The organism is Pseudomonas sp. LBUM1657 (assembly GCF_059716075.1).
Genome location: NZ_CP166799.1, coordinates 4,600,724 through 4,620,722 on the forward strand (window position 1 = coordinate 4,600,724; position 19,999 = coordinate 4,620,722).

Below are 19,999 nucleotides of genomic sequence, written 5' to 3' on the forward strand. Positions count from 1 at the left end.
CCAAACGCGACCAACGGTATCTTAAGTGGTATTATGCCGCCCATTAGTTGACGTCAATTAATGGCAGAGTATCTCCACACCGAGACCCATCATTCACCATGACCGGTCTTCCCGCAGCGAACATCCATTGGCTCCATCCGCTATGTACGCCAGCCTCAAGTCAATCATCCAATGGCCAACCTCACGAACAAACGCGCGCCGGTTCACGCTGTTGCTGTGTACCTGTTCGGCGCTGGGCAGCCTTCTGGTCTACAGCCTGTCCGCTCGGCTGCCACTGAGCCTGCTGGTGCTCAATATTGCGATGCTGACAGCTGTCTGGGTTCAGCATCGAATCTCGCTCAAGTCGATAAAATTTCAACCCCAGGAACTGGCCGACCGATTATTGGAGGTTCAGGAAAACGAGCGTCACCGGCTCAGTCGGGAACTGCATGACGACATCGGCCAATTGTTGACCGCCGCAAAACTTCAAAGTGAATGGCTCAAACGCCGGATGCCCGAAGAACTTCAGGCGCAATGCTCAATGCTCTGTGACACGCTGGACGAAACCCTGGCCAAAGTTCGTAATGTATCGGCCATTCTGAATCCTCGGCAGTTGGCCAGCCTCGGTCTTGAAGCCAGCCTGCGTGCGCACTTGCTTAAGACACTGGCCAATACGTCGGTGCACTGGAGCCTGGAATGCCATCAACGCTTGACGGGTATTCCGGAGGAAATGGCCCTCGCCGCCTTTCGAATTACCCAGGAAGCGGTGACCAATATATTGCGCCATGCCGATGCAAAAAATTTGCTGGTCCGCCTGCAACGACTGCCGCAGGGCCTGGCGCTGTTGATCAGCGATGATGGTCTGGGTTTCGCGCCAGCGACAGATCCGGGTCGCGAGGGACAACGCGGTATGGCCGGGATGTCCGAACGCATCGATCAATTGGGCGGCACATTGAGCGTGACCAGCGAACCGGGCAAAGGCACTCAAATCGAAGCTCTCTTCCCCTGGGCGCCTCGTGCGCTCGAACGGGCCAGTTCGAATAAGGTTATGCATTGACTTGTAACTTACTTCTGGTGGATGACCACTCGCTTATCAGGGCAGGCGTACGCGCCCTGGTGCTGGATATTCCCGGCTACGCGGTAATCGGCGAGGCCAATGACGGCTCACAGTTGCTCGAAATGGTCGAGCAACTGTCTCCGGACATCGTACTGCTGGATATTTCCATGAAGGAAACCGGCGGCCTAGAAGCATTGCAGCGACTCAAGCGAGTGCGCCCGCAGAGCAAAGTGCTGATCCTGTCAATGCACACCGACCCGGCCCTCATCATGCAGGCATTGGAATCCGGCGCCCATGGCTACCTGCTCAAGGACACCACGGCCACCGAACTCGAACATGCCCTGGATGCCTTGCGTAACAACGAACGCTACCTGAGCCCGGCCATCGCCCACACCGTCATCACCCAGGCGCTGACCCGGTCCCAGAAACACCAGCCGGAGCCCGCCGACTCTCACAACTTGACGGCACGACAGCTGGAAATCCTGCGATTGATTGTCCGCGGAAAATCCACCCGGGAAATCGCCAATGGCCTGGGCCTGAGCATCAAGACAGTCGAAACCCATCGCTCGCAGATCATGAAGCGCCTGCAGATCTACGACGTGGCAGGCCTGGTGCTGTTTGCCGTGCGCGAGCAGATCATCAGTCTGGATGATTAGCTATTGCGGACGCACTCAGTAGCGGCGAGTTCTCGGGCAAATGCACCCGCAGTGCCGCCGGACGCGCAGTAAACCGCAGATTTTCGCCCTCCAGAGGTTCACCATCGAGGTTGATATAAAGGCCTTCCGCGACCTTGATCTCGACCCATGGCAAGCGTGCGCGCACAAACATGTTGTCGATACCGAATCCGTCAGCCAGCAAAGTTTTCAACGTACCCACCACTTCCTGCGGCGCAGGCAGAATACTGATGTCCAGCAGACCATCGTCCGCCAGTGCCTGCGGGCACAGCACATGACCACCGCCAGCTTGGCGGCCGTTACCGATGCCCAATGCGAGCAACTCGCCACTCCAATGGAAATCCGGTCCCTGCAATTCGCCATAGGCGGCATGCAGCTCACTGAAACGTGATAAACCCGTGAACAGGTAAGCCGCGCCTCCGAGCACTTTTTTCAGGTCCTCCGAGGTGTTTGCCGTGACCTGGCTGCCAAAACCACCCGTAGCCATGTTCAGAAACACCTGCCCACCGACCTCTCCCAGATCAATGGCACTGGGGGCAATGTCGAGAAGATCGAGTGCCTCAGCGGGCTCCAGCGGCACACCGGCGGCACGCGCGAAATCATTGGCCGTCCCCAGGGGCAACAGCACCAGGCTGGCCGGCGTCGAATGCGCCGCCAAGGCCTCGGCAATATCACGCAAGGTGCCGTCACCGCCGCCCGCGATGACGTGCCTATAGCCTGCTTGCAACGCTTCATTCACCAGCCGCTGTGCGTCGCCCGCCTCCCAGGTCAGTCGAACGGCCAGCTCCCAACCTTGTTGACGCTTGCCCTCGACGGCAGCACGAACCGCCTCGTTGAGCGCCTGCTTGCCATGCAGAATCAACAGCGCCTTGCGTTCGCTCATTGTTGTCACTCCCATGATTGAGTCCGTATGGAAGATGTTGACCCCATTACCCTTCATAAAAGTCGCAAGAAATTCAATTATTTCGAGTCGCGCAGTCTTGAGTCCTACAAGGCGGGATTTTTCTTACAAAACGTGAGGAATCGGCTCAATTGACCGATAAGTGCGATTGGTACACTTTGGTGTCTGCGGTTATCAGCCATCAGCAGAAATACACAGGGACGTGCCATGCAAAGCCAAAACCTCCGGTCACCGGTCATTCCGGTCGCACCATTCGCAGAAAAACGCACCAATCATCAAGCTGAATTCAAAGACAGCGCAAAACCCACTGGAGAAGTGAATATGGAACCTCGCGTCGTTGAACTGGAGACACACCTCAAATACATCCGACGAGACATGGATGAAGTCCGTGGTGACGTCAAATCCATCAAGCACCGCCTTGCCTATTCCGCTGGCGGAACAGCCGTGGTCCTCGGGCTTCTGGCCTGGATCGCCAATAGCCGTTTCGACCAGGTCGTGACACTCCTGGCGTCTTAAGGGCCACCCATGAACGCAAAACCCGGTTCGATCAACCGGGTTGGCGTGATAAGACAGCGGCAGGGATCAGCTCAGAACTTCGCTCATCGGGATGAAGTTTACACAGTCACCTTCGATCAACGTGCGCTCCTCCAATACCTCAACCAGACCATCGGCCCAGGCGGCGCTGCGCAGCACACCGGAGCTCTGATTCTTGTAGATGATTGCCCGTCCATTCTCCAGACGTCCACGCAAGTACTCGCGCCGATTGCCTGCTTTTGGCCAGGCAAATCCTGCCGGCACCTGAATCTTCAGGGGCTCAACCTCTTTGACGCCCTGACGGCGCAGGAGATAGGGTCTTGCCAACAATGCAAAGGTCACCAGGGTCGACGCCGGGTTGCCGGGTAAACCAATCACAGGTACGCCGCGAAAATGACCGAACGTCAGCGGCTTGCCGGGTTTGATGGCGAGTTTCCACAACGTCAACTCGCCGTCTTCCCGCAAGGCAATGCCCAGGAAGTCCGCCTCCCCCACCGATACGCCACCGGTCGAGAGGATCAGGTCGACATCCTTCAATTCGCCAAGACGGGCACGAGTGGTCGCTAAATCATCCGGAAGAATACCTGCGTCGATCACCTCACAACCCATGCGCTGCAACCAGCTGCAGAGCAAGACTCGATTGCTGTTGTAGATCTGCCCTGGTCCCAACGCCTGACCTGGCTCAATCAATTCATCCCCAGTAGACAGAACCGCAACGCGAACTTTGCGAATCACCTCCAGCTCGGCGCACCCCAGGGATGCAGCCAGTCCCTGTTCGATCGGCCCCAGGCGCGTACCGGCGGGCAGTATCAACTCACCGACGGTAGTTTCCTGGCCTTGTGGACGGATGTTTTGTCCCGACTTCATCGTTTCGATGAAACGAACTCGCTCATCCGCCTGGACCTCGGCGTTTTCCTGCATCTCGACGCAGTCGGCACCTGCCGGCACAGGCGCACCGGTGAAGATTCGTGCGCAGGTACCGGGCTTCAAGGGCTCCGGCGCTTGACCGGCGAAAATCTTCTGGCTGACGACCATCGGCTCGCCCGTCCAGTCGGCCATGCGCAAGGCGTAACCGTCCATGGCACTGTTCGGCCAAGGCGGCAAATCGAGCGTCGAGATCAGGTCATCGGCCAACACGCGGCCTTGAACCTGTGCCAACGGCAAGCGCTCGCGCTCACGAATCGGTGAGGCTTCGGCCATTTCGAGCAAGCGTGCCAAGGCCACCTCGACAGCCATCAGAGCGCCCGCCTTGCCTGGCTTACCCGCGGGATTCACAGGGTGCCGCCTGTTTCAGATGAGTCACGAAATTGCACGGACGGTGACGCGAATCCAGCTGCTCGGAGAGAATGCCATCCCAACCGGTGCGAACGGCATTGGTCGAACCCGGCAGGCAGCAAACGAGCGTGCCATTGGCCAGACCGGCCAGGGCCCGGGACTGGACCGTCGAGGTGCCGATATCGGCAACCGATATTTGCCGGAACAGTTCACCAAAACCATCGACCTGCTTGTCCAGCAGGCAGCTCACCGCTTCTGGAGTGCTGTCACGCCCCGTGAAGCCGGTGCCGCCAGTGATCAGCACCACCTGCACCACATCGTCGGCAATCCAGTTGGCGACTTGCGCGCGGATTTTGTACAGGTCATCTTTGAGCAGCACCCGGGCCGCCAGGTTATGACCTGCGGCGCTCAAGCGGTCGACGAAGACCTGGCCCGAAGTATCGGTTTCCAGGGTACGGGTGTCGCTGACAGTCAGCACCGCGATGTTCAGCGGCGCGAAAGGTACATCAGCCTTGGCTTTCATAGGCTCGTCCAGTTGTAGGAGAAACAGCCCGGTGTTATATCACAGCGCCCCATTTTTCCGCCGCCCCCATGGAGACCTGCCATGACATCGAATACACATTTTCCGCCCTGCTCCATTCTGCTCCTGGCGGGAGGACGTGGCCAACGCATGGGGGGTCAGGACAAAGGGTTGCTGGAATGGCACGGCGAGCCGCTGATTGCGCATTTGCATCGCAAGACCCGCTCGTTGACTGATGACCTGATTATTTCCTGCAACAGAAACCTGGAAAAATATGCGCCCTACGCCGACCAGTTGGTCCATGACGACGAAGGCGACTTCCCGGGCCCCTTGGCCGGTATTCGCGCAGGCCTGAAGGCCGCTCGCCATACGCATCTGATGGTATTGCCCTGTGACGTGCCGCGTATCGATGCCGCCCTGCTCCAGAACATGCGCGAAGCTGCCAACCAGCATCCGGACCAACCGTTGATGCTACGCCATGATGATCACTGGGAGCCCTTGCTGTGCATTATCCCCGTAGCACTCTCGGCAGCGTTCGAAAGTGCCTGGCACGATGGGGAGCGCAGCCCGGGTCGTCTCATGCGCAAGCTGGGCGCCAACGCCCTGCAATGTCCCGACAACGATCCTCGCCTGGCCAATTTGAATACGCCGGAACTGTTAAGTACACACGGCAGTGTGTCAGACTGACACGAGAAGGAACTTGCGCGTGTCGCGCACGTCTCAAGCTCAGTAACTAAAAGAATTCATATTCGGAGACACACTCATGACTCAACGGACCCTCGCCACTTTCATGCTCGCATTGGGCCTCGCGACCCTTGCAGGTTGCGCATCGCCTACAGTGATCACCTTGAATGACGGTCGCGAAATCCAGGCCGTCGACGCACCACAATACGATGACGAATCGGGTTTCTACGAGTTCGAGCAGTTGGATGGCAAACAAACCCGTGTCAACAAGGATCAGGTTCGTACCGTTAAAGAGTTGTAATCTTTACGGCGTCAACCGGATACAAAAAAGCCCGCGTTATGCGGGCTTTTTCGTGGCTGAAGAACAGTGCTTACCATTGCAGAGTGATGGCGCTTTCGAAGTCTCTTTCCTGGCCTGTGACTGGATCTACAAACCGCAACCCCTGCGCGAGCAGCTTCAAAGGATTGGCATAATCATCCTCAACATCCTTGAGCACTTGCGGGTAAAACGGGTCATTGCAGATACTCGCGCCCAAGGCGGTCATGTGCACCCGCAACTGATGCTTCTTGCCCGTCACCGGGTAGAGCGCATAACGCCACAGATCACCGCTCTTCTCCCTGACCTCGACCGCCGTCTCGGTATTGCTGACGCCAGGGCCTTCCTGCATGCGGAAGAACGGCTCGCCATCGACAAGCCGGCTCTTGTAGACCAGTGGAAAAGTGAGCTCAGGCAACGCTGGGGCAATGGCCTCATAGCGCTTTTCGATCTGTCGAGTAGGAAACAACGACTGATACGCTGAACGACTCCGAGGGTTGGCGGAAAAAAGCACCAGCCCCGCCGTATGCCGGTCAATACGATGCAACGGCACTAAATTCGGGTTATCCAGTCGACGGATCAACCGCCTCAGCAAAGTCTGCTCCACGTATTCACCGGCCGGCGTCACTGGCAGAAAATGCGGCTTGTCCGCCACGACCAGGTGCTCGTCCGCGTACAGAATCGACTCGACCACCGGGATCGGCTTTTCGTCCGGCACTTCCCGAAAATAGTGAATCCGCAACCCTTCCTTGTAAGGCAGATCCAAGGTGATCGGCAGGCCGTGACCATCGAGGACACGACCGCGTGCAATCCTGTCCAGCCATTGTTCACGACCGATGGCGCTGAAGTGTTCGCACAGGCAATCGAGTACGGTCTGCCACGAACCCGGCGGCAAATAGAGCGTGCTGGCCTGGTTGTGTGCAGCAGAAAAAGACGAAATGGACATACGAAAGCTCTAACCCTCAATACAGGGCAACATTATCCAACAGCAACCGGACTGAACCTAGAAGAGAATCCTCAAGCCGGTACCTGCGTGCGCGCTGCCGCTTCGGTGAACTCCTTGAGCCAGCGCAACACATCGACCGCCTCCCAGCGCCCCGGGTCATACAGCGCATACAACAAACCCTGATAACCCACGACATCCAGCTGCTTGTGATAGCCCGCACGCTGGAACAAGGCTTCGATTTCGGCAAAACAGGTATTGAAATGCAGTTTATTGAAGGGGGTTTTTCCTTCCGTGACCAGGCCATCCAGACGCAATTCGAGGACAGCCTCGCGCACCACGTCTGCCGACATCCGGTTCACGCTGTTCTTCAATTGTTCGACATTGACCACGATTCATCCCTCTCACGCCCGAGCCGCCTGCCCGGCAGGCATTGCGCATAACTGTATGCGCATACAGTATCCGATCAACGCCGATTAAGCCAAGGGATCAATCGCAAAAGTTCGACGGACGGGAGCACGGGCATCGCAAAATCGCTTAACGCAGGAAGGCTACCACTTGGTCGGAGGAGAACGGCCAGCCCAGCTCTGCGCCGGTATCGACCCGCCGTAACACCGGAATACGCAGGCTGTAAGCTTCGAACCATGTTTCGTCGTCAGCGATATCCACCAGTTCCACCAGCAGACCGCGTTCGACAAATTCCATCAACATGGCTTCGGCCACTTCACAGAGATGACACCCCAAGGTGCCGAACAGCTGACATTCAGGAAGCATGAGCGCTCAACCAAAAAATTAAGTAATTATTCTAGGCTTGCACCGAATAGTCGTCGAGCCATTGAATACTCTGCCCTTGGGCCATGAACGGCAATGGGTCACGGCAATACCCTGACGCACATCAGTCGCCTTCAATACCGTCTGCGCGATGCTCACGCCGTATTTGCCTCTACGCTTGAAAGCTAAGCCCATCACCGGAGTACGTTGTGTTCGCCAACCTGTTGATCATCCTCGCCTCATCCCTGGTGGTCATCGCACTGTTCCAGCGCCTGCGCTTGCCACCAGTGCTGGGTTACCTGTGCGTGGGGCTGATGATCGGGCCGACGGCATTCAACTGGGTGAATGAAAATGAAGATTTGCCAGACCTCGCCGAATTGGGAGTGGTGTTCCTGCTATTCACCCTCGGGCTGGAGTTTTCCCTCTCCAAAATGCTTGCGTTACGCAAGGTGGTGTTCGGGCTAGGCAGCCTGCAAGTACTGTGCACCGGGATTCTGCTGAGTGGTTTGCTGATGTTGCTTGGCATGTCGACAACGCCCGCGCTGTTGCTGGGCGCCGGCCTGTCGCTGTCCTCCACCGCCATTGTCAGTAAGGAGTTAAGCAGTCTCGGCGAAATTTTCAGCAGCCACGGCCAGAATGCCATTGCCGTGCTGCTGTTCCAGGACGTGGTGGCAGTGTTGCTGCTGACCCTGGTGCCCGTATTCGCCGGCAGCAGCGACCAGGTCTGGTATTGGGCATTGCCATTGACGCTGGGCAAGACCGTGGTGTTGTTTGTCGGTCTGCTGCTGGCCAGTCGCTGGTTGCTACCACGGCTGTTCCATGAAGTGGCGGCGGCGCGCTCCCCGGAACTGTTCGTGTTGCTGGCGCTGGTCATTGTTTTGCTGACGGCCTGGCTGACTCACCTGCTCGGTCTCTCTCCGGCCTTGGGTGCATTTCTCGCCGGCATGCTACTGGGGGAAAGCCATTACCGACATCAGATCGAGGCTGACCTGCGCCCGTTCCGCGACATCCTGCTCGGGGTGTTTTTCGTCAGTATCGGCATGCTGATCAACGTGCAATTGTTCGCCAGCCACGGCCTGCTGATCCTTGGCCTGACGCTGGGGCTGCTGCTGATCAAGGGCAGCGTGGTTGCGCTACTGGTCAAATGGCGCGGCAGCGACAGTGAAACCGCCTGGCGTAGCGGCCTGGCATTGGCTCAGGGCGGCGAGTTCTGTTTTGCACTGATGGCGCTGATGCAGCAAAACAAACTGATGCCCGCCGAATTTGGCGGTCTTCTGCTGGCGGCGACATTCTGCTCGATGCTGGTCACGCCGTTGCTGCTGCGCGCGGCGCCCCACATCGCGGCACGCCTGCATCGCAAACCCAATCAAGCAGCGCAACTCGAGCAAATCAGTGCGCTCAACGCCGGTTTGCACAACCATGTCGTGATTTGTGGCTATGGTCGTGTCGGTCAATCCATTGGCCGTTTTTTGCGCCATGAGAATCAACCCTACATCGCCCTGGACAATGATCCAGTGCGAGTCCAGGAAGCCGCCGTCGCTGAAACCTGTGTGCATTACGGCGACTCCCGACGTGGCGAACTGCTCGTGGCCGTAGGACTGGAGCGCGCCAGACTGCTGGTGATTGCCGTCGACCAGACTGACATCGCGCTGTTGGTACTCAAGGAGGCACGCCGGTACAACCCGAGCGTGCCGATTCTGGTGCGTACTCGCGACGACAGTCAGTTGAGCGAGTTAAAGGCCGCCGGTGCCAGCGAAGTCGTGCCCGAATTGCTGGAGTCCAGCCTGATGCTCGCCTCCCATGCGCTGATCATGCTCGGACTGCCCGGCCAGCAAGTGCAGGACCGGGTCGATCAGGTACGGCACGACCGCTATCGCCTGCTACACGGTTTTTATCCCGGTGCAGACGATGAAGAACGTTGAGTCAGTCCTGGCTCACGGCGCCGATCTTGTGCACCGACAGGTCCGCACCGTAATACTCTTCTTCCTGGCTCAGCCGCAGACCATGGAACGCCTTGATCACGCCATACACCGCAAAACCACCGGCCAATGCCACCACCACGCCCAACGCGGTGCCGATCAACTGACTGATCAGGCTCACACCGCCCAGGCCACCCAAAGCGCTCTGGCCGAATATGCCGCAGGCGATCCCGCCCCACACGCCACACAGACCATGCAATGGCCATACACCCAGCACATCATCGATATGCCATTTGGCTTGAGCCGCGGTAAAACACCAAACGAACAATGCCCCGGCAATGGCGCCGGTCACCAGTGCACCCACCGGGTGCATCAGATCGGAACCGGCACAGATCGCCACCAGCCCGGCCAACGGGCCGTTATGCAGAAAGCCCGGGTCATTGCGCCCGACGATCAACGCCGCCACCGTACCGCCGACCATAGCCATCAGCGAGTTAATCGCCACCAGCCCGCTGACGCCTTGCAGGGTCTGCGCACTCATGACGTTGAACCCGAACCAGCCGACAATCAGAATCCACGAACCCAGCGCCAGAAAAGGAATGCTCGAGGGGGCAAACGCCACCAGGCGCCCTTCGCGATAACGACCATCGCGTGGCCCGAGCAACAACACCGCCGCCAACGCCAGCCAACCGCCCATGGCGTGGACCACCACCGAACCCGCGAAATCATGGAAGCTGGCGCCAAAGCGCACCAGCAACCAGGCTTGCAGGCCAAAGTTACCGTTCCAGATCATCCCTTCAAAGAAGGGGTAGATGAACGCCACGATCAGTGCCGTCGCACACAACTGCGGGACGAACCGGGCGCGCTCGGCGATCCCGCCAGAAATGATTGCCGGGATCGCCGCTGCAAACGTCAGCAGAAAGAAGAACTTCACCAACCCGTAGCCATGATCGGCATTGATCACCGCCGCCGGTTGCATGAAGGTGACCCCATAGGAAATCCAATAGCCTATAAAGAAATAGGCCAGGGTCGAAATGGCAAAGTCGCTGAGGATCTTCGACAAGGCGTTGACCTGGTTCTTTTGTCGAACCGTGCCGACTTCGAGAAAGGCAAAACCGGCGTGCATGGCCAGCACCATGACCGCACCGATCAGAATGAACAACGTATTGGAGCTGTGGACCAGACTGTCCACAGCGCTTTGCAGATTATCCATGGGGTTGGCAGACCTTAAGGCTGAAAAAAAGCACCAAAGCAGTTCGCGCAGACCATTCATGCACCAAGTTGCGACTTGTCAAATCAGGGAGCCACACGCGATGAACCGCTTTGGCGCACAAAATTCTTCAAGGCAAATCAGGACCGGGCCAATTGCGCGGGTTTTGATTGTTTGAGTTAAGGTTTTCCTGAAATCATGCCCGGCAACAGCGCATCGGCGCAGGCAGACGCACCACCACATAGCAAAAGTTGTACCAGTCATTTGTACTGAACCTTCGCGCAAGGCTCATACTCGAACGCAACAGAAGCCACTTACGGAGATCACCAATGGCCAGCATCAAGGCAAAGACTGCTCAAGAAATCCTGATGACCGACTTTCAGACGTTGGTCAGCGACACAGAACGGCTGCTGGAACACACCGCAACGTTGGCCGGCGATCAGGCCGATGAACTGCGCGAGCAGATCCACGACAGCCTGCTGCGAGCCCGCGAAACCTTGAAATTGACCGAAGACTCCCTGCGCGAACGCGGCAAGGCCGCCGTCACTGCCACTGAAGACTATGTCCAGGCCAACCCATGGCAATCGGTCGGGATCGCGGCCGGCGTGGGTTTCCTGATTGGTCTGCTGGCAACCCGGCGCTGATTATGGCGATCGGCGAATCCGGCTCGTCCGCGACGGGCCCAAGCTCCTCACCGCGGCGCCTGGGTGCCGCTTTCCTTGGACTGCTGCACAGCCATGTCGAACTGTTCGGCATCGAATTGCAGGAACAAAAAGCCCGCACGGTAAGCCTGTTGCTGTTTGCAGGCCTGGCGCTGGTGTTTGCCTTGCTGTTGCTGGTGGGGCTGTCGACGCTGGTATTGATCCTGTTTTGGGACACCTACCGCCTGCCAGCCATCATCGCGCTCTGCGTGTTCTACACCCTTGCCTGCGTCTTCTGCGGGATGCGCTTGAGAGCGGCGATTTTCGATGAGTCCTCGCCCTTCCACGGCACCCTGGAAGAACTGGCCAACGATCGGGAGCGCCTGCTGCCATGAGCCTGCCTGAACTGCCTCACAACAGCTCGCGCACGGAAATGCGCAAGGCGCTGATCCGCCTGCGCATGGAAATGCATCGCCAGGAAATCCGCCACGAATCCGCGCAACTGCTGCAACCGCTGCAGCGCGTGCGCGGGATGACGCAAAACCTGCACGATGGTTTTGGTATCAAGCACGCCCCGCTCTGGGGCGTGGCGGCTGTCACCCTGCTGGGTTTTCTGACCGGCAAGGGCGCCAAGAGCGGCGGCGTCAGCAGCCTGACTCGACTGGTTCAACTGGGCACCACGCTGGGGCCTTTGTTCAAGCTGGTCATGCAGGGCTCTTCGCGCAAACACTGAAGCCACTTTCTGGCTACATTCTTGCAATGACACCGGGATGAACCTCTCTATCGAGGGGTTCAACCCTGCGTGCCTATCCGGTCATCAGGATTCATCCAAGAACAAGACCTTACTAAGGAGGCCTCGTGATCGACGGGCAACCGCTCGCCTGTTTCCAGCCGTTCATCGATACCGCCACCGGCCGTATCGCAGGTGTCGAGGCATTGGGTCGACTGCGTCAGGCCGACGGTTCACTGGTCTCGGTGGGACCGCTGTTCGCAGACCCGCGAACACCCGCCATCGCCCTGCGTCTCCTTGATCGCCAGATCCGCGATAACGCCCTCAGCCGTTTGCATGAGGCACCATCGGACTGGTTCCTGAGCCTGAACATCTCTCCGCGCTGGATCAACCGCTTGCGCCCGGACCAGCCGTTGCCGAGCCTCAAGCAACTGAGCAGGCACAACGTCGACGCTCAGCGAATCGTCTTCGAAATCACTGAACTGGGTGGCGACATTCAGCGGCTGGCCGAAGTGGTAGCGCGTTACCGACAAGCCGGCGCGCGGATCGCCATCGATGATTTCGGGGCGGGTTACTCTCAGCTTGATCGCGTGCTGGCTTTGCAACCGGACATTCTCAAGCTCGACATGCGGCTGTTCCAGGCCGCCGCGTTGGGTGGTCCGAGCAGCGATGTGGTCAAGGCGCTGGCACAAATGGCGGAGAAAACCGGTTGCTGGATCATTGCCGAAGGGGTGGAAACCGACGCCCAATTGAATTTTGCCCTGGAGTGCGGTTCGCGCTACGTGCAGGGTTTTCTGTTTGCCCAGGCGCAAGAAAACTTCTTTACCACGCACGCCTTTGTCGAGCGTTTCGCGCAACTGCGTCAGCGCTACGTACAACAGAAACTGGCCGAGCGCGCTCGTCTGATGATCATGCGCCAGCAACTCTGCGAGCTGATGGCCATCCTGCAAGCCTGGGCTCAGGCCCGCGCCCCTCTCAGCGCCCTGCCGCAACTGGATGCATTTCCGTGGCTGTTGCGCTTCTATCAATGCGACCGCCACGGCACGCAACTGACACCTAACCTTGAATGGCGCAACAACGGCTGGGAGTCCGACAATCGCTACCTGGGCCACAACTGGTCCTGGCGCCCCTACTTCTACCATCTGCTGGCGGAGGGCTGGGATGAGCGTCGACTGACGCTCTCCAACACTTATCGCGATGCCACCAGCAACCAGTACTGCCTCACGGCCGGGCAATTTTTCGACAACGGCGAGCGACTGCTGCTCATCGATATCGACGCCGCCGGGCTGTAGTTCCCCTTGCAGGTCCTGACGCGAACCCGGAAGCTAGTGTCATCAGTCACCTGACGGAGAGTACCAGCCTTGGATTGGCAAACCCTGCTTACCCGCGAACGCCTCGGAAAGCCTCTGCACAGCCCGGAAGAACTCGGCCGCAGTCCTTTCCATAAAGACCATGACCGGATCATTTTCTCGGGCGCGTTTCGCCGTCTGGGGCGCAAGACGCAGGTCCATCCGGTTACCAGCAACGATCACATTCACACGCGCCTGACCCACTCGCTGGAAGTCAGTTGCGTTGGCCGTTCGCTGGGCATGCGCGTCGGCGAAACCATCCGCAGCGCGCTGCCCGACTGGTGCGAACCGAGTGACCTGGGGATGGTCGTGCAATCGGCTTGCCTGGCCCACGACATCGGCAATCCGCCCTTCGGTCACTCCGGCGAAGACGCGATTCGTCACTGGTTCCAGCAAGCCGCCGGCCGCGGCTGGCTGGATGCAATGAGCGAAGCCGAACGCAATGACTTCCTCAATTTCGAGGGCAACGCCCAGGGCTTCCGGGTACTCACCCAGCTGGAGTATCACCAGTTCGACGGCGGTACCCGGCTGACCTACGCCACGCTGGGTACTTATCTGAAGTACCCATGGACGGCAAAACACGCTGACTCTCTGGGCTACAAGAAGCACAAGTTTGGCTGCTACCAGAGCGAACTGCCGCTGTTGGAACAGATCGCCCATAAACTTGGCCTGCCACAACTCGAAGAACAGCGCTGGGCACGCCATCCCCTGGTGTACTTGATGGAGGCTGCCGATGACATCTGCTACGCGCTGATCGATCTGGAAGACGGTCTCGAGATGGAGTTGCTGGAGTACGCCGAAGTCGAGTCCCTGCTGCTGGACCTGGTGGGTGATGATCTTCCGGAAACCTATCGTCAGCTCGGCCCCAAGGATTCACGTCGACGCAAACTGGCGATCCTGCGCGGCAAAGCCATCGAGCACCTGACCAACGCCGCAGCCCGTGCCTTCGTCGAGCAACAGGACGCGTTGCTGGCCGGCACGCTACCCGGTGATCTGGTGGAGCACATGCATGGCCCCGCCAAACGTTGCGTACTGAATGCCAAGGACATGGCGCGCAAGAAAATCTTCCAGGACAAGCGCAAGACCCTGCACGAAATCGGCGCCTACACCACGTTGGAAATCCTGCTCAACGCCTTCTGCGGCGCGGCGCTCGAACAGCACGATGGTCGAACGCCGTCCTTCAAGAGTCGGCGCATCCTCGACCTGTTGGGCAACAATGCGCCCGATCCTCATGGCCCATTGCACACCTCGTTTCTGCGGATGATTGACTTCATTGCCGGCATGACCGACAGCTATGCCAGCGACATGGCGCTGGAGATGACGGGGCGCTCAAGTCATTGATGCCTGTTGGCTGATCAGCCATTACGCCACCTGGAATGGCTGATCAGCCCCTGAAAATCCAACTGCATTCAACGTTCGCTGAATCGCCCTACATCACGCGGCGAGTGAACTGATCGCTTGCGCGGAATTCTCGCGAAATAATTCCGCTTCACTCTGTACGATAGATGAAGCGTGAATAATCCAATGTTCAATGACGATCTGCGCATTTTGCTGGTGGAAGATCATCCCTTTCAACTCAGGGCGACTCAATACCTGCTTGAGAGTTACGGCTTCACTCAATTGACCGCCACCGACAGTGCCGAAGGTGCCTTGCATCAAATGCTCGGGGCCGTGCAACCGTTCGATATTCTTTTGTGCGATCAATGCCTGCCCGACTTGCCCGGGCTGGATTTGGTCGAGTTCGCCAGTCATCGGGGGATGATCAGACAGGCAATACTTCTAAGCAGCTTGACGTCCGCTGAACTGGATGGACTTGAAAGAGTGGCAAACGAACATGGATTGCCATTGCTGGGTTACTTGATCAGGCCGCTGAAACAATCCGAATTCAGGAACTTATTGACCTTGGCATCAATATAAAGAACCCGTGCCAAACAACTAAAAATCTCACTAGAAAACAATTTGAAACTTACGAATCAAGCTTTTCGGCGCGCCGACTAAATATCAGCAACTTTCACCCATCCTCATAAAAAACCTAGTTGATGCGTAGTCCATTTCTTCTTCGCTTGTAGGACTATTCCTATATTGCTGCTACAGGTCCGACAGTTCATGCGTCACCTCAATTATCTGAGCTAAGGTGCGCGCTTTATTTGAGCTCGCATGGGATTTGATTATGAACTCCGTTTTTATTGTCGACGATCACCCCGTCATCCGCCTTGCCGTTCGAATGTTGTTGGAACACGAAGGCTACAAAGTCGTCGGTGAGACCGATAACGGGGTCGACGCCATGCAGATGGTTCGCGAATGCATGCCCGACCTGGTCATTCTCGACATCAGCATTCCCAAACTGGATGGCCTGGAAGTGCTCGCCCGATTCAACGCAATGAGTACGCCCCTGAAAACATTGGTATTAACTGCACAGTGCCCGACACTTTTCGGTATTCGTTGCATGCAATCCGGCGCATCGGGATATGTGTGTAAACAAGAAGATCTGAGTGAACTGGTCAGCGCCATAAAAGCGGTATTGTCAGGTTACAACTATTTTCCAAGTCAGGCCTTGAATCCTGTTCGTGGCGATGACGTTCGTTATGCCGAGCTGGAGTTGTTCAAGTCAGTCAATGACCGGGAGTTAATGGTATTGCAACTCTTTGCCCAAGGCCGCACCAACAAGGAAATTGCCAAAGGCATGTTTCTGAGCAACAAGACGGTCAGCACCTATAAAAAACGACTCATGCAAAAGCTCAAAGCCAAATCCTTGGTTGAGCTCATCGAGATGGCAAAACGTAACGCGTTAGTGTGAGAGACAGGATGCCCAGTCCTATAAAGGATTATTTGATACTGATGGCCGCAGGTTTGTGCCTGAGCACCTCGTTGCATGCGGCACAGAACGCCAGCGAGCCCTACACCCTGCTCAGCCGCTCAACGGCCGGACATCTGGAAGTCCAACTGGATACCTCACAACGACAATGGATCAGGCATAAACGTGAACTGATCCTCGGCACCTCCGCCCCGGATTATCCGCCCTTCGATCTCAGCATCAGCGGGCGTGACTATGAAGGTTTCACCGCCGATTACGCCGGCATCCTTGGCAAGACCACCGGTTTACCGATCAAGGTCCAACGCTTCGCGTCCCGGGGGGCGGCGATCGAGGCGCTCGAAAACGGCGAGGTCGACTTGCTGGGCACGGCCAATGGGTTCGAGGCTCGCAGCCCGGACATTGCGCTTTCCACACCCTACGCCGTAGACCAGCCGGTTCTTGTGACCCGCGAAGGAGAAACCAGATCCCTGACCGATGGCCTCGCCGGTCTGCGGCTGAGCATGGTGTATCACTATTTGCCGCTTGAGGAAGTCAGGGCGCTGTATCCAAAGGCGATCATCACGTCCTATCCCTCCTACCAGAATGCAATCAATGCCGTGGCCTTCGACCAGGCCGACGTTTTTCTCGGCGACACCATTTCAACCCACTACACGATCAACAAGGGGTACCTGAACAACATCCGCATGGCCAACTTCGGCAAACACGAAGCCCACGGTTTCAGCTTTGCGGTGCATAAAAACAACCCGGAACTGCTCGGCATCATCAATGCGATGCTGCTGAACACCCCCACCAGCGAGCGGGAGATCATCGCCAAACGCTGGAGTGCCGGCAGTGACATTTTGCTCACCGATCAAAAACTGCAGCTCAGCTACACCGAGGAGCGCTGGTTGGCGCAACATCCGGTGGTCCGCGTGGTGGTCAATGAAGCCTTTGCACCGCTGACGTTTTTCGACAGCGATGGCAACTTTCGTGGCGTTACCGCCGACTTGCTAGAGCTGATTCGACTGCGCACCGGTTTGCGTTTCGATATTCGTCGTAGCCGCAGCGATGGCGAGATGATTGAACAGGTCAGGAACAATCAGGCTGACTTGATCGCCGCACTACTCCCCACCGCCCAACGCGAAGCAACGCTGAACTTCACCCGCCCCTATCTGCAAAACTCCTTTGTCCTGATGACGCGTAAAGCCACCGGTAGCCCGACAAGTCTTGCGCAACTGCAGGACAAACGCCTGGCAATCCCTCAGGGCAACCCGCTGGTGGATTACCTGCGCAGCGAGTTTCCGGGGATCAGGCTGATTGAAACCCCGGACTCGTTCAGTGCCGTGGAATTGCTCGCCGAGGGCAAAGCCGAAGGTGCGGTGAACTCCCTGGTGATCGCCAACTATTTCATCTCGTCGCGGCTCTTCGAGCACACCCTTCAGATCAGCACCACGATCGGCACCCGGCAGGCCGCGTTCTCCCTGGCGACCGGCCGGGATGCCAAAGAACTGAATTCCATCCTCAACAAGGCGCTGCTGAGCATCGCACCGGAAGAACTGGGCATCATCAACAGCCGCTGGCGGGGCTATTCGGCGTCCTCGCAAAGTACCTGGCGCAATTATCACCGCGTGTTCTACCAGATCGTTATCGGTGCCGGCCTGCTGCTGCTGATTTCCTTTACCTGGAACGCGTACATGCGACGCCAGATAAAGCAGCGGCAAGCGGCCGAGCGCGCCTTGAACGATCAATTCGAATTCATGCGCTCACTGGTCAACGGGACGCCCCATCCGATTTACGTGCGCGATCGCCAGGGGTTGTTGCAAAGCTGCAATGACAGTTACCTGGAAGCCTTCTGCGCGAAACGTGAGGACGTTATCGGCAAAGGCGTCATGCAGGGCTCCCTGAGCAATGCGTTCGAAGCCCGGGAGTATCAGGCCGACTACCAGCGTGTCGTTGCCGAGGGCATACCGCTGATTCTCGATCGGCCGCTGCACATCGGTGGCCGCAGACTGACGATCTATCACTGGATTCTTCCTTACCGCGATTCGAGCGGTGAAGTGCAAGGCATCATCGGCGGCTGGATCGACATCAGCGAACGGCGCCAACTGTTCGATGATCTGCGCTGTGCGAAAGAGCGCGCGGATGAAGCCAACCGGGCCAAAAGCATTTTCCTGGCGACCATGAGTCATGAGATCCGCACTCCGATGAATGCAGTCATCGGCATGCTCGAGCTGACGCTCAAGCGTATCGATCACGACCACCCGGATCGTCCCGCCATCGAGGTGGCGTACAACTCGGCGAAGGATCTGCTGGAGCTGATCGGGGACATTCTCGACATTGCACGCATCGAATCCGGGCGCCTGAGCTTGAGCCCCGAGCGCGTCAATCCGGGCGAGATCGTGGGTTCTGTAGTGCGAATCTTCGATGGACTGGCTCGCCAGAAAGGTCTTGAACTGCTGCTGGAGTTTCATCCTGCCAACCCCGCGATCGATGTCCTGCTGGACCCGATGCGGTTCAAACAGGTGCTGTCCAATCTGATCAGCAACGCCATCAAGTTTACGGAGCAGGGACAGATCAGAATCACCGTCGACCTGCACCCGACGGCCGATCCGGCGCGGGTCCAGATGCTGTTGCACGTTCATGACAGCGGCATCGGGATCAGCGAGCAGGATCAGCGGCGGTTGTTCGAACCCTTCGCCCAGGTCGATAACGCCGGGCAGCCCGACAGAGGGGGCGCGGGGCTTGGGCTGGTGATCAGCCGCAGCCTGTGCGAGATGATGGGCGGCAGCCTGGACTTGAGCAGCCAGCCGGGTATCGGCACTCAGGTCCAGGTTTCGTTGTATCTGGAGACACTGCCACTCGAATACACGCCGAAAAAGGCTGGAGCACAAATTCCCCCCACGACTGCCCCGTTAAACGTACTGGTCATCGACGATCACGCGGCCAATCGCTTGCTCATGTGCCAGCAACTGGAGTTTCTGGGGCATCGGTTCGGCGTCGCAGCAGATGGCCAGGCGGGGTTCGAGACGTGGAACGTCGAGCCGTTCGATCTGGTGATTGTCGATTGCAACATGCCGATCATGAATGGATACGAACTGGCCCGCCTCATCCGCCAACATGAACGGCAAAACCGTCGCCTGCCCTGCACCATTCTGGGTTTTACCGCCAACGCACAACCAGAAGAAATACAACGCTGCAAACAAGCCGGGATGGACGACTGCTTGTTCAAGCCCCTCACTCTGACAGCCTTGGGCCAGTGGCTGGAAGGTATCGGGCCGACCGTCCGCGATCCGGCTTTCAATATGAAAGGGCTGCACATGTTGACGGGTGGCAACCCGGTGTTGAACCAGAGATTGTTGACCGAACTGCTGAACAGCAACCGCCTGGACCGACAAGCGTTGCTGGCGTTGTCCCGGTCAACGGACCCGCAGGCATTTCTCGATGTCGCCCACAAAATCAAGGGTGCCGCTCGAATCGTACAGGCCTCGCGGTTGATCGACAGTTGCGAGGCGTTGGAGAAGTCATGTACTGACGTGTTTCATCATGACGAAGTGGCCGATTGCAGCAAGGCCATGGAGCGCGCCATGCTCGAACTGGAGCAGGCATTGCAGCAACAAATCGGACAAAACGACAAAAGCAGAATGACAGAGCCTTAACTATGCTTGGTCGCTGAGCAGTGTGTTTACCATCATGGAGAGACCT

General features: G+C 57.8%; 21 protein-coding genes. 14 read left to right on the forward strand and 7 right to left on the reverse strand.

Features of this window, described 5'->3' with window-relative positions; translation table 11 throughout:
* Window positions 1-142: 142 nt before the first annotated feature.
* Both ACA055_RS21155 and ACA055_RS21160 read left to right on the forward strand, forming a co-directional pair.
* Complete coding sequence (locus ACA055_RS21155) at window positions 143-1,036, forward strand: sensor histidine kinase (RefSeq protein WP_497684459.1); 894 nt, start codon at window positions 143-145, stop codon at window positions 1,034-1,036.
* Window positions 1,033-1,692: a response regulator gene (locus ACA055_RS21160; protein ID WP_497680422.1), complete on the forward strand. Its 660-nt coding sequence runs from the start codon at window positions 1,033-1,035 to the stop codon at window positions 1,690-1,692. Before ACA055_RS21155 ends, ACA055_RS21160 begins: the two co-directional genes overlap by 4 nt.
* On the opposite strand, the gene yegS is transcribed toward ACA055_RS21160, so the two are convergent.
* A complete protein-coding gene (gene yegS / locus ACA055_RS21165) occupies window positions 1,676-2,593 on the reverse strand; it encodes a lipid kinase YegS (RefSeq protein WP_497680423.1) in 918 nt (305 codons plus the stop codon). The two genes, ACA055_RS21160 and yegS, sit on opposite strands and share 17 nt — an antisense overlap.
* Before the next feature lie 225 nt (window positions 2,594-2,818).
* Here yegS and ACA055_RS21170 point away from each other — a divergent pair, with 225 nt between their 5' ends.
* Window positions 2,819-3,127 (forward strand): hypothetical protein, encoded by a 309-nt coding sequence (locus ACA055_RS21170; protein WP_497680424.1) that lies wholly within the window; start codon window positions 2,819-2,821, stop codon window positions 3,125-3,127.
* 66 nt (window positions 3,128-3,193) lie between these two features.
* Here the strand turns inward: ACA055_RS21170 and ACA055_RS21175 are convergent, their stop codons facing one another.
* Window positions 3,194-4,420, reverse strand: coding sequence for a molybdopterin molybdotransferase MoeA (locus tag ACA055_RS21175; RefSeq protein ID WP_497680425.1), 1,227 nt, complete (start codon window positions 4,418-4,420; stop codon window positions 3,194-3,196).
* Entirely contained in the window at window positions 4,404-4,943 is a 540-nt protein-coding gene (moaB, locus tag ACA055_RS21180) for a molybdenum cofactor biosynthesis protein B (RefSeq protein ID WP_497680426.1), read from the reverse strand. The genes ACA055_RS21175 and moaB overlap by 17 nt, the downstream gene beginning before the upstream one ends.
* 81 nt (window positions 4,944-5,024) lie before the next feature.
* On the opposite strand from moaB, the gene mobA reads away from it, so the two are divergent.
* Window positions 5,025-5,627: a molybdenum cofactor guanylyltransferase MobA gene (gene mobA / locus ACA055_RS21185; RefSeq protein ID WP_497680427.1), complete on the forward strand. Its 603-nt coding sequence runs from the start codon at window positions 5,025-5,027 to the stop codon at window positions 5,625-5,627.
* Between the two features lie 76 nt (window positions 5,628-5,703).
* Window positions 5,704-5,925: a YgdI/YgdR family lipoprotein gene (locus tag ACA055_RS21190; RefSeq protein ID WP_497680428.1), complete on the forward strand. Its 222-nt coding sequence runs from the start codon at window positions 5,704-5,706 to the stop codon at window positions 5,923-5,925.
* Window positions 5,926-5,995: 70 nt separating this feature from the next.
* Here ACA055_RS21190 and ACA055_RS21195 read toward each other — a convergent pair whose 3' ends face one another.
* The 3 genes from ACA055_RS21195 to ACA055_RS21205 form a co-directional block, all read right to left on the reverse strand.
* Entirely contained in the window at window positions 5,996-6,886 is an 891-nt protein-coding gene (locus ACA055_RS21195) for a pseudouridine synthase (protein WP_497680429.1), read from the reverse strand.
* Between the two features lie 71 nt (window positions 6,887-6,957).
* On the reverse strand, window positions 6,958-7,275 hold the full coding sequence (locus tag ACA055_RS21200; protein ID WP_497680430.1) for a transcriptional regulator: 318 nt from the start codon (window positions 7,273-7,275) through the stop codon (window positions 6,958-6,960).
* A 145-nt stretch (window positions 7,276-7,420) separates the two neighbouring features.
* Window positions 7,421-7,657: a glutaredoxin family protein gene (locus ACA055_RS21205; protein WP_497680431.1), complete on the reverse strand. Its 237-nt coding sequence runs from the start codon at window positions 7,655-7,657 to the stop codon at window positions 7,421-7,423.
* Between the two features lie 206 nt (window positions 7,658-7,863).
* Here ACA055_RS21205 and ACA055_RS21210 point away from each other — a divergent pair, with 206 nt between their 5' ends.
* Window positions 7,864-9,576 (forward strand): cation:proton antiporter, encoded by a 1,713-nt coding sequence (locus ACA055_RS21210; RefSeq protein ID WP_497680432.1) that lies wholly within the window; start codon window positions 7,864-7,866, stop codon window positions 9,574-9,576.
* Between the two features lies 1 nt (window position 9,577).
* On the opposite strand, the gene ACA055_RS21215 is transcribed toward ACA055_RS21210, so the two are convergent.
* On the reverse strand, window positions 9,578-10,786 hold the full coding sequence (locus tag ACA055_RS21215) for an ammonium transporter (protein ID WP_497680433.1): 1,209 nt from the start codon (window positions 10,784-10,786) through the stop codon (window positions 9,578-9,580).
* A gap of 326 nt (window positions 10,787-11,112) precedes the next feature.
* Between ACA055_RS21215 and ACA055_RS21220 the strand changes: the two genes are divergently transcribed.
* From ACA055_RS21220 to ACA055_RS21255, 8 genes are all read left to right on the forward strand, one after another.
* On the forward strand, window positions 11,113-11,427 hold the full coding sequence (locus ACA055_RS21220; RefSeq protein ID WP_497680434.1) for an ElaB/YgaM/YqjD family protein: 315 nt from the start codon (window positions 11,113-11,115) through the stop codon (window positions 11,425-11,427).
* 2 nt (window positions 11,428-11,429) lie between these two features.
* Window positions 11,430-11,819, forward strand: a complete 390-nt coding sequence (locus tag ACA055_RS21225; protein ID WP_149417527.1) for a phage holin family protein — start codon at window positions 11,430-11,432, stop codon at window positions 11,817-11,819.
* On the forward strand, window positions 11,816-12,157 hold the full coding sequence (locus ACA055_RS21230) for a hypothetical protein (protein ID WP_497680435.1): 342 nt from the start codon (window positions 11,816-11,818) through the stop codon (window positions 12,155-12,157). The genes ACA055_RS21225 and ACA055_RS21230 overlap by 4 nt, the downstream gene beginning before the upstream one ends.
* Window positions 12,158-12,282: 125 nt before the next feature.
* The gene (locus ACA055_RS21235; RefSeq protein ID WP_497680436.1) at window positions 12,283-13,446 is read left to right on the forward strand and encodes an EAL domain-containing protein; all 1,164 of its coding nucleotides are present in this window, start codon (window positions 12,283-12,285) and stop codon (window positions 13,444-13,446) included.
* A gap of 69 nt (window positions 13,447-13,515) precedes the next feature.
* Window positions 13,516-14,844, forward strand: a complete 1,329-nt coding sequence (locus ACA055_RS21240) for a deoxyguanosinetriphosphate triphosphohydrolase (RefSeq protein ID WP_497680437.1) — start codon at window positions 13,516-13,518, stop codon at window positions 14,842-14,844.
* A 183-nt stretch (window positions 14,845-15,027) separates the two neighbouring features.
* Entirely contained in the window at window positions 15,028-15,420 is a 393-nt protein-coding gene (locus ACA055_RS21245; protein WP_497680438.1) for a response regulator, read from the forward strand.
* A gap of 253 nt (window positions 15,421-15,673) precedes the next feature.
* Window positions 15,674-16,300 carry a response regulator gene (locus ACA055_RS21250; protein ID WP_497680439.1) on the forward strand — a complete coding sequence of 209 codons (627 nt, stop codon included), beginning with the start codon at window positions 15,674-15,676 and terminating at the stop codon, window positions 16,298-16,300.
* Window positions 16,301-16,308: 8 nt separating this feature from the next.
* Window positions 16,309-19,953 (forward strand): transporter substrate-binding domain-containing protein, encoded by a 3,645-nt coding sequence (locus ACA055_RS21255; RefSeq protein WP_497680440.1) that lies wholly within the window; start codon window positions 16,309-16,311, stop codon window positions 19,951-19,953.
* Window positions 19,954-19,999 lie beyond the last annotated feature (46 nt).

Excerpts from the sequence above, each read along its gene's own strand:
- ACA055_RS21155 (WP_497684459.1), top strand. The coding sequence starts at position 143 with ATGTACGCCAGCCTCAAGTCAATCATCCAATGGCCAACCTCACGAACA.
- yegS (WP_497680423.1), bottom strand. The coding sequence starts at position 2,593 with ATGAGCGAACGCAAGGCGCTGTTGATTCTGCATGGCAAGCAGGCGCTC.
- ACA055_RS21170 (WP_497680424.1), top strand. The coding sequence starts at position 2,819 with ATGCAAAGCCAAAACCTCCGGTCACCGGTCATTCCGGTCGCACCATTC.
- moaB (WP_497680426.1), bottom strand. The coding sequence starts at position 4,943 with ATGAAAGCCAAGGCTGATGTACCTTTCGCGCCGCTGAACATCGCGGTG.
- mobA (WP_497680427.1), top strand. The coding sequence starts at position 5,025 with ATGACATCGAATACACATTTTCCGCCCTGCTCCATTCTGCTCCTGGCG.
- ACA055_RS21190 (WP_497680428.1), top strand. The coding sequence starts at position 5,704 with ATGACTCAACGGACCCTCGCCACTTTCATGCTCGCATTGGGCCTCGCG.
- ACA055_RS21195 (WP_497680429.1), bottom strand. The coding sequence starts at position 6,886 with ATGTCCATTTCGTCTTTTTCTGCTGCACACAACCAGGCCAGCACGCTC.
- ACA055_RS21205 (WP_497680431.1), bottom strand. The coding sequence starts at position 7,657 with ATGCTTCCTGAATGTCAGCTGTTCGGCACCTTGGGGTGTCATCTCTGT.
- ACA055_RS21215 (WP_497680433.1), bottom strand. The coding sequence starts at position 10,786 with ATGGATAATCTGCAAAGCGCTGTGGACAGTCTGGTCCACAGCTCCAAT.
- ACA055_RS21220 (WP_497680434.1), top strand. The coding sequence starts at position 11,113 with ATGGCCAGCATCAAGGCAAAGACTGCTCAAGAAATCCTGATGACCGAC.
- ACA055_RS21225 (WP_149417527.1), top strand. The coding sequence starts at position 11,430 with ATGGCGATCGGCGAATCCGGCTCGTCCGCGACGGGCCCAAGCTCCTCA.
- ACA055_RS21230 (WP_497680435.1), top strand. The coding sequence starts at position 11,816 with ATGAGCCTGCCTGAACTGCCTCACAACAGCTCGCGCACGGAAATGCGC.
- ACA055_RS21245 (WP_497680438.1), top strand. The coding sequence starts at position 15,028 with ATGTTCAATGACGATCTGCGCATTTTGCTGGTGGAAGATCATCCCTTT.
- ACA055_RS21250 (WP_497680439.1), top strand. The coding sequence starts at position 15,674 with ATGAACTCCGTTTTTATTGTCGACGATCACCCCGTCATCCGCCTTGCC.
- ACA055_RS21255 (WP_497680440.1), top strand. The coding sequence starts at position 16,309 with ATGCCCAGTCCTATAAAGGATTATTTGATACTGATGGCCGCAGGTTTG.